Below are 2,606 nucleotides of genomic sequence, written 5' to 3'. Positions count from 1 at the left end.
CATTGTAATCCTGAAGTTGTAGCAGCATTGCAAGATCAGATTACGAAATATATTCATCCTGGTTTTAATGTCATGATGTATGAATCGTATGTCGAATTTGCAGAAAAATTAGCAAAGCTAGCACCAGGAGACCATGAAAAACAAACGATTTTCTTAAACAGCGGGGCTGAAGCTGTAGAAAATGCCGTGAAAATTGCTAGAAAATATACGAAACGCCAAGGAATTGTCGTATTTACACGTGGTTATCACGGTCGTACTTTAATGACAATGACGATGACAAGTAAAGTACGTCCATATAAGTTTGAATTTGGTCCATTTGCACCAGAAGTATACAAAGCACCATATCCTTATATGTACCGTCGCCCAGTTGGTGTATCTGAAGAAGATTACGATGATTATATAATTGAAGAATTTAAGAATTTCCTTGTTGGTGATGTGGCGCCAGAAACAATTGCAGCAGTGATCATGGAACCAGTTCAAGGGGAAGGTGGATTTATCGTTCCTTCTAAGAAATATGTGCAAGCTGTAGCGGAAATTTGTAAACAACATGGTATCCTATTTGTGTCAGATGAAATTCAAGCAGGATTCGGTAGAACAGGTAAATATTTTGCAATTGAACATTTTGATGTTGTGCCAGATTTAATGACCGTATCGAAATCAATGGGTGCTGGTGTTCCAATTAGTGGTGTGATCGGTAGAAAGGAAATTATGGATATGGCAAATCCCGGAGAGCTAGGTGGGACATATGCGGGTAGTCCATTAGGCTGTCGTGCAGGGCTTGCCGTTCTTGATTTCATGGAAAGAACGAACTTAAATGCAAGGGCGGCACAAATTGGCAAAAAGGTCATGCAGGCGTTTACTGCAATGAAAGAAAAGTATGATGTAATCGGTGATGTACGTGGTTTGGGTGCGATGTGTGCGATTGAATTTGTGAAGGATCGCGAAACGAAGGAACCATTTAAGGCACTTGTTCATGATATTGTGGAAGAAGCAAATAAACGCGGTTTGATTTTATTAAGCGCTGGATTGTATGGGAATGTGATTCGCGTATTGATGCCACTTATTATGACGGATGAAGAACTAGAAGAAGGTCTTGCTATTGTAGATGAATCGATAGCAGCATCGATCCATGTCCTAACTTCGAAGTAAAGGAGAATGAATGGTGAAAGAACTCTTGAAAAAATCATTATTTATCAACGGACAATATGTTGAGGCTACGAGATACGAAGAGTTATCCTCGCCGTATTCAAATGAAGTAATTGCGGTTGTAGCGGTAGGAACACGTGAAGAAATGAAACAAGCGATCGCTGCTGCAAAAAACGCAGAGCCTGTAATGGCAGCTTTGCCTGCACATAAAAGAGCAACCATCTTACAAAATGTGGCGACGTTATTTCGCGAGCGTAAAGAAGAAGCCGCTCGCATATTGACGATGGAAGTAGCAAAACCGATTAAGGTAGCACGCGGAGAAGTGGAACGAACGATTGAAACATATCAATTTGCAGCTGATGAAGCTCGTCGTTTGCACGGGGAAACAATACCGATGGATGCTTCCGCTATGGGAGAAAATCGTATTGCTTATACGGTGCGTAAGCCGGTCGGTGTAATTGGTGCTATTACTCCTTTCAATTTTCCGTTTAATTTAGTTGCGCATAAGGTTGGTCCAGCGGTTGCAGCAGGGAACCCTGTTGTATTAAAACCAGCGGAGCAAGCTCCGTTATCTAGCTTCTTTACAGCTGAATTATTTAAAGAAGCTGGACTTCCAGACGGCGCATTGCAAGTTATTCCGGGACTTGGTCATGAGGTCGGCGATGAAATGGTACTCGATGACCGCATTAAAATGATTACCTTTACCGGAAGCCCGCAGGTTGGAAAGTTGATTCGTCGCAATGCTGGATTAAAGCGTGTTGTACTTGAACTTGGTAATAACTCAGGTCTTATTATTGATGAAGGCTTTGCTATTGATAAGATTATCAAACGTACCGTGACGGGAGCCTTTACTTTTATGGGGCAGGTATGTATCTCCTTGCAACGCATCTATGTTCATCGTTCTTTATATGAAGAGTATGTGCAAAAATTTGTAGCAGAAACAAAGCAACTTCAAATAGGAGACCCATCTGATGAGGGTACAGATTTGTCGGCCCTTATTTCGAAGAAGGATGTAGATCGTATTACAAATTGGATTGAAGAAGCGAAGGAGCTTGGTGCAACAGTATTAACAGGGGGCGTGGTCAACAATATTGTACTGCCTACGGTTATCGTTGACGCACCAAAGCAGGCGAAAGTATGCTGTCAGGAGACCTTCGCACCGGTTGTTACAATTGTACCTTTTGATACGTTACAAGAGGCAATTGCTTCCATCAATGATTCTAATTATGGATTACAAGCAGGCATCTATACAAACGACATGGAGCATGCGTTTCTTGCGGCTGATGCACTTGAAGTTGGCGGTGTGATGATAAATGATTTCCCTACGTACCGTGTTGACCAGATGCCATACGGCGGTGTAAAGGATAGTGGAATTGGACGTGAAGGCATTAAATATGCAACGGAAGATATGACAGAAGTAAAATTAGTTTGTTTTAATCGAAATATGTAAGATAAGTAGA

Annotated in this window: 2 protein-coding genes; both read left to right on the top strand. The window is 41.6% G+C overall.

Going from position 1 to position 2,606, the window contains the following annotated elements; all coding sequences use genetic code 11:
* Positions 1–1,149 (top strand): 4-aminobutyrate--2-oxoglutarate transaminase (gene gabT, locus AC11ZT_RS04690; protein WP_484058495.1); only part of this gene is annotated, 1,149 nt, incomplete at its 5' end.
* 10 nt (positions 1,150–1,159) lie between these two features.
* A complete protein-coding gene (locus AC11ZT_RS04685; protein WP_484058494.1) occupies positions 1,160–2,596 on the top strand; it encodes an aldehyde dehydrogenase family protein in 1,437 nt (478 codons plus the stop codon).
* Positions 2,597–2,606 lie beyond the last annotated feature (10 nt).

The organism is Ectobacillus sp. (assembly GCF_056992975.1).
Note: the sequence above shows the minus strand (reverse complement) of the source record. Positions and strands in the feature narration are given on the sequence as shown.

Bases quoted from the DNA above. Each gene is read 5' to 3' on its own strand.
- AC11ZT_RS04685 (WP_484058494.1), top strand. From the start codon at position 1,160: ATGGTGAAAGAACTCTTGAAAAAATCATTATTTATCAACGGACAATAT.